This window comes from Ramlibacter sp., from assembly GCF_028292805.1.
In the GTDB taxonomy this organism is placed as follows: Bacteria; Pseudomonadota; Gammaproteobacteria; order Burkholderiales; family Burkholderiaceae_C; genus Ramlibacter.
The window spans coordinates 1-5,496 of the sequence record NZ_JAQGLS010000042.1; the positions used below are offsets into that span (position 1 = coordinate 1).

General features: G+C 69.1%; 6 protein-coding genes. All 6 read right to left on the reverse strand.

Features of this window, described 5'->3' with window-relative positions:
- On the reverse strand, nucleotides 1–337 hold a 337-nt coding region (locus JWP65_RS02085), incomplete at its 3' end, for an amidase family protein (RefSeq protein ID WP_299759875.1).
- Nucleotides 338–342: 5 nt separating this feature from the next.
- A complete protein-coding gene (locus tag JWP65_RS02090; RefSeq protein ID WP_299759885.1) occupies nucleotides 343–1,833 on the reverse strand; it encodes an ABC transporter substrate-binding protein in 1,491 nt (496 codons plus the stop codon).
- A 72-nt stretch (nucleotides 1,834–1,905) separates the two neighbouring features.
- Complete coding sequence (locus tag JWP65_RS02095) at nucleotides 1,906–2,733, reverse strand: ATP-binding cassette domain-containing protein (RefSeq protein WP_299759877.1); 828 nt, start codon at nucleotides 2,731–2,733, stop codon at nucleotides 1,906–1,908.
- The gene (locus JWP65_RS02100; RefSeq protein ID WP_299759879.1) at nucleotides 2,730–3,767 is read right to left on the reverse strand and encodes an ABC transporter ATP-binding protein; all 1,038 of its coding nucleotides are present in this window, start codon (nucleotides 3,765–3,767) and stop codon (nucleotides 2,730–2,732) included. The genes JWP65_RS02095 and JWP65_RS02100 overlap by 4 nt, the downstream gene beginning before the upstream one ends.
- 8 nt (nucleotides 3,768–3,775) lie before the next feature.
- Nucleotides 3,776–4,651: an ABC transporter permease gene (locus JWP65_RS02105; RefSeq protein WP_299759881.1), complete on the reverse strand. Its 876-nt coding sequence runs from the start codon at nucleotides 4,649–4,651 to the stop codon at nucleotides 3,776–3,778.
- 100 nt (nucleotides 4,652–4,751) lie between these two features.
- The coding region (locus JWP65_RS02110; protein WP_299759883.1) for an ABC transporter permease at nucleotides 4,752–5,496 on the reverse strand (745 nt) is incomplete at its 5' end.

The window sequence follows — 5,496 nt, forward strand, 5'->3', positions numbered from 1 at the left end:
GCGCCGCCGGCGGCGCGTCGGCCGCGGCCGGCGCCAGCTCGGTGGCGGCCGTGCCCAGTGGCACCGGGTCGCCCCGGGTGGCGATGTTTTCCTTGATCGTCACGGGCACTCCGTCGATCAGGCCGAGCGGCTCGCCGCGCAGCCAGCGCGCCTCGCTGGCGCGCGCTTGCTCCAGCACCTGGTCGGGCCGCAGCAGGTACAGCGCGTGGGCGTGCTGTTCCCAGCGTTCGACGTGGCCCAGGACGGCGCGGGCCACCTCGAGGGGCGAGACGACCCGGCGCCGGTACAGGGCTACCAGGGCCGGCGCCGGCAGTTCGTGCAGTGCGGGGCAGGCCAAGGCGATCAGGCCCAGGACATGGACGACAGGTCGTTGACGAAGATCGGCATGTCCTTCCACAGGCCGCGCACGTTCTTGTTGGCCACCGTCACCCACTGCGGCTGGTACAGGAAGGCGTGCACCGAGTCTTCGGCCAGCAGGCGCTGGATGTCGGCCTGCAGCTTGGTGCGGTCCTGCGCGCGCGCCGTCGTCTTGTACTTGGCGTACAGCTCGTTGTACTTGGGCGAGCTGTAGTTCCAGTAGTAGTCCGGCTTGGCGAAGTTGCCCAGGTCGAACGGCTCCACGTGGGAGATGATCGTCAGGTCGTAGTTCTTGTTGCCGTACACGTTCGACAGCCACTGGGCCCACTCGACGTTCTGCAGCCTGGCGGTGATGCCCACCTTGGACAGCTGCGAGGCGATCACCTCGCCGCCCTGGCGCGCGTAAGGCGGCGGCGGCAGCGTGATGGTCAGCTCCAGGTTGTTGACGCCGGCTTCCTTGAGCAGCGCGCGGGCCTTGTCCGGGTTGTAGGCGTTGATCGCCGTGGTGTCGATGTAGCCGGGCGCGCTGGGCGGGTAGTGGCTGCCGATGGCCGCGCCGTAGCCGTCGCCGGCGCCCTGGATCACGGCCTTGCGGTCGATCGCAGCCGCGATGGCGCGCCGCACGCGCACGTCGTCCAGCGGCTTTTTCTTGTTGTTCATCGCCAGGATGGTCTTGGCGCGCGAGCCGGACACCACCACCTGGAAGCGGTTGTTGCCCTGGAACTGGGTGACGCTGCGCGGCGTGACGCGCGCGAAGGCGTCGACGTCGCCGGCCATCAGCGCGGCGACCTGCGCCGCCGGATCGGCGATGAAGCGGAAGGTGGCCCGGCGCAGCTTGATGGCACCAGCGTTGCGGTAGCCGTCCCACTTGGCCAGGCTGATGGACGAGCCCTTGACCCAGTTCTCCAGCCGGTACGGGCCGGTGCCCACCGGGCGGGTGGCGTTGCTGTCGGCGCTCTTGGGCTCCACGATGATCGAGGTGGCCTGGCCCAGCATGAAGGGGAAGTCGGGGTCGATTTCCTTGGTGAGCAGCACCACGGTGTGCTCGTCCACCACCTGCGTGGACAGGTTCTGGTAGGTGCGCTTGTCCTTGTTGGTGCTCTTGTCGCCGGCTGCCCGGTCGAACGAGAACTTCACCGCTTGCGCGTTGAACGGCTCGCCGTTGTGGAACTTGACGCCGCGGCGCAGCTTGAAGGTGTAGGTGGTCAGGTCGGGCGAGACTTCCCAGCTTTCGGCCAGCAGCGGGGTGACGCTGCCGTCGGCGTTGATCTTGGTCAGCGTCTCGTAGATGTTGTACAGCGTGACCTCGGCGATCGAGGAGGCGGCGCCGCCGGTGGGGTCCAGGCCCGGGCTGGGCTCGAGCGCCATGGCCAGCACGATGGAGTCCTTGCGGCCCTGCGCGAACACGCCGGCCGGCAGGGTGGCGAGGGCGGCCAGGGTGGCGGAGTGCGTGAGCACGCCGCGGCGTTTGATCATGGTCATGGTGAAGGCTCCGGAACGACGGAAGGAAAATTTGTTGTGCGGGTCATTCTCGGGAGGATGGACCCGCTAGGCAAGAGGGAGAACCGCGTGGAGACCCAGCGCCGGCTCCGCCTCGGGCACGGCTTCCAGCAGCGTGCGGGTGTAAGGGTGCTCCGGCGCCGCGAACAGCCGCTCCGGTGGGCCCTGCTCGACGATCCGGCCCTGCCACAGCACGGCCACGTCGTCGCACAGGTGGTGCACCACGGCCAGGTCATGGCTGATCAGCATGTAGGTGATGCCGAATTCCTTTTGCAGGTCCTGCATCAGGTTCAGCACCTGCGCCTGCACCGAGACGTCCAGCGCGCTGACCGGCTCGTCGGCCACGATCAGCCGCGGGCGGGTGATGAGGGCGCGGGCGATCGCGATCCGCTGGCGCTGGCCGCCAGAAAATTCGTGCGGGTACTTGCCCAGGTCGTTGACGCGCAGGCCCACCGCGTCCAGTGCCTCTCCGGCGCGCTTGCGCTGGTCGGCGCGGCTGCTGTCGCCCTGGGCGCTGAGCGGTTCGCAGACGATGCGCTCCACCGTCTGGCGCGGATCGAGCGAGCCGTACGGGTCCTGGAACACCATCTGGAAGTCCCGCCGGGCCAGCCGCAGTTCCTCTCTGGGCAGCGTGTGCAGGTCGCGCCCGAGCATCCGCACGCTGCCCGCCGTCGGCCGGTCCAGCGCCATCACCAGCCGGGCCAGGGTCGACTTGCCGGAGCCCGATTCACCGACGATGCCCAGGCTGCGGCCGCTGTGGATGGTGAAGCTCACGCCGTTGAGGGCGTGCACTTTCGCCGGTGCCCCGAACAGCGTCTCGCGCGGCATCGTGTACTCGCGCACCAGGTTCTCGACCTGCAGCAAAGGTTCGGTCATGGCTGGAGTTCCTCCCCGCCCCGCTGGGGGAGGGCCGGGGTGGGGGCGAGCAGCGCTTCCTTTTCCGCCGCCACCAGGTCCAGCCGAATGCACCTTGCATGGTGTCCCGGCGCCACCTCGTACGCCGGCGGCAGCTGCAGGTTGCATTGCGGAATCGTGAACCGGCAGCGCCCGGCGAACGGGCATCCCGGCGGCAGGTCGACCAGCTCGGGCACCGTGCCCGGAATGGTCGCCAGCCGGCGGCCCTTGGCCGAACGCAGCCCCGGCCGCGCGGCGAACAGCCCCAGCGTGTAGGGGTGCGTGCGGTTGGCGAACACCGACGTGGTCGGCCCGCTCTCGACGACGCTGCCGCCGTACATCACCATCATGCGTTGCACGTTCTGCGCGATCACGCCCAGGTCGTGCGAGATCAGCATCAGCGCCATGCCGCGCTCGGCCACCAGGTCGCGGATCAGGTCCAGGATCTGGCGCTGGATGGTCACGTCCAGCGCGGTGGTCGGCTCGTCGGCGATCAGCAGGTCGGGCCCGCAGGCCAGCGCCATGGCGATGGTGATGCGCTGGCGCTGGCCGCCCGAGAACTGGTGCGGATAGGCATCGATGCGGCGCGCCGCATCGGGGATGCCGACCCGGTCGAGCAGGGCGACCGCTTGCGTCAGCGCCTGCGCCTTGCCCATGCCGCGGTGCAGCCGCAGCGGCTCCGCCACCTGCCGGCCGATGGTGTGCACCGGGTTCAGCGCCGTCATCGGCTCCTGGAAGATCATGCCGATGCGGTCGCCGCGCAGCTTGCACAGCTCGCGCTCGGCCAGCCCCACCAGTTCCTGGCCGTCCAAGCGGATGCTGCCGGTGACGCGGGCGTTCTCGGGCAGCAGGCCCATCAGCGCCATCACGGTGATCGACTTGCCGCAACCCGATTCGCCCACCAGGCCGAGCGAGGCGCCGCGCTCCAGGGTGAAGCTCACGTTGCGCACCGCATAAGCGGGCCCGCGATGGGTTTGCAGTTCGACCGAGAGGTCTTGGACTTCGAGCAGGGCCATGGGTTGGATCAACGTTTGCGCGCCAGGCGCGGATCGAACAGGTCGCGCAAACCGTCGCCCAGCAGGTTCAGGCCCATCACCGCGAAGGCGATCGCCACCCCGGGATACACCGCCAGCATCGGCGCCTGGAACAGCAGGGACTGCGCCTCGCTCAGCATCCGGCCCCAGGACGGCTGCGGCGGCTGCGTGCCCAGACCCAGGTAGGACAGCGCGGCTTCGGCCAGGATGGCGATGGCAAAGCGGATGGTGGCCTGCACGATCAGCACCGAGGCGATGTTGGGCAGCACGTGTTCCACCGTGATGGCGAAGCCGCCCTTGCCGCAGGCGCGGGCGGCCAGCACGAACTCGCGCGACCAGATCGCGTTGGCCGAGGCCCGCGTGATGCGGGCGAAGGTGGGGATGTTGTAGATGCCGATGGCCACGATCGCGTTGACCATGCCGGGGCCGAACACCGCCGTCAGCATGATCGCCGACAGGATCGCCGGGAAGGCGAAGCCGAAGTCGGACAGCCGCATGATCGTTTCTTCCACCCAGCCGCGCCGGGCCGAGGCCAGCAGCCCCAGCGCGGTGCCGATCAGCAGGCCGATGCTGACCGCTATCAGGCCGACGGCGATCGATGCGCGCGCGCCAACCAGCAGCAGCGAGACGATGTCGCGCCCGAACGGGTCGGTACCCAGCCAGAACCTGGCGTCCGGCGCCTGCAGCTTGAGCGCCATGTCGATGTCGAGCGGGTCGTGCGGCGTCCACACGTACGACAGGCTGGCGGCCAGCACCAGCAGCAGGCTGAGCACGGCGCCGATGACGAAGCTCGGGTTGCGCCTGGCGCGGCGCCAGAAGCCGGGTGCGTTCAGCGGGGCCGCCGGTGGCGCGAGCACAGCGCTCATCCTGCGCTCTTGGCGCTCGGCCACCGAGGAGCCGGCTTTGCCGGGCCGCTGGTGGCGTCCCATCGAGGGGGCGGCGGCCGCAGGCCGCTTCGGGGGGGAGTCATATGTCGGAGGCTTTCACGCGCGGGTCGATCAGCGCGTACAGCACGTCGACCACGAAATTGACGATCACCACCATTGCCGCCAGCAGCATCACGCAGTTGCGCACCACGATCAGGTCGCGGTTGGAGATCGACTGGAAGATCAGCCGGCCCAGGCCGGGCAGGTAGAAGACGCTCTCGACGACGATGGTGCCCGCCAGCAGTTCGGCGAACTGCAGCCCCATCACCGTGATGACCGGAATCAGTGCATTGCGCAGGACGTGGCCCCACAGCGTCCGCCGCTGCGAAGCGCCCTTGGCGCGAGCGGTGCGCACGAAATCCTCCCGCAGCACGTCCAGCACGGCGGAGCGCGTGATCCGGGCCAGGATCGCGGATTGCACGAAGGCCAGGGAGATGGCCGGCAGCAGCAACGCCTTCATGCCTTGCAGCACACCTTCGCCCCAGCCTTCGAAGCCGCCCGCCGAGAACCATCCGAGCTTCACGGAGAACAGCAGGATGAGAAGGATCGCGAACCAGAAGTTCGGGATGGCGATGCCGACCTGGGTCACCGCCATCAGGCCAACGTCTCCGGCCTTGTTGTGCCGCGCTGCCGCGTAGACGCCGGCCACGAGGGCCAGCACCGTGGTGATCGCCATCGCCATCAGGGCCAGCGGCACCGTGAGGGCGAGCCTTTCGAGCACCAGCTCGTTCACAGGGCTGCTGTAGGCGTAGCTCAGGCCGAGGTCGCCGGTGAGCATGCCGCTC

What these genes read in the sequence shown, in the direction of transcription:
- JWP65_RS02090 (WP_299759885.1), bottom strand. Translation starts at nt 1,833, where the DNA reads ATGATCAAACGCCGCGGCGTGCTCACGCACTCCGCCACCCTGGCCGCC.
- JWP65_RS02095 (WP_299759877.1), bottom strand. Translation starts at nt 2,733, where the DNA reads ATGACCGAACCTTTGCTGCAGGTCGAGAACCTGGTGCGCGAGTACACG.
- JWP65_RS02100 (WP_299759879.1), bottom strand. Translation starts at nt 3,767, where the DNA reads ATGGCCCTGCTCGAAGTCCAAGACCTCTCGGTCGAACTGCAAACCCAT.
- JWP65_RS02105 (WP_299759881.1), bottom strand. Translation starts at nt 4,651, where the DNA reads ATGAGCGCTGTGCTCGCGCCACCGGCGGCCCCGCTGAACGCACCCGGC.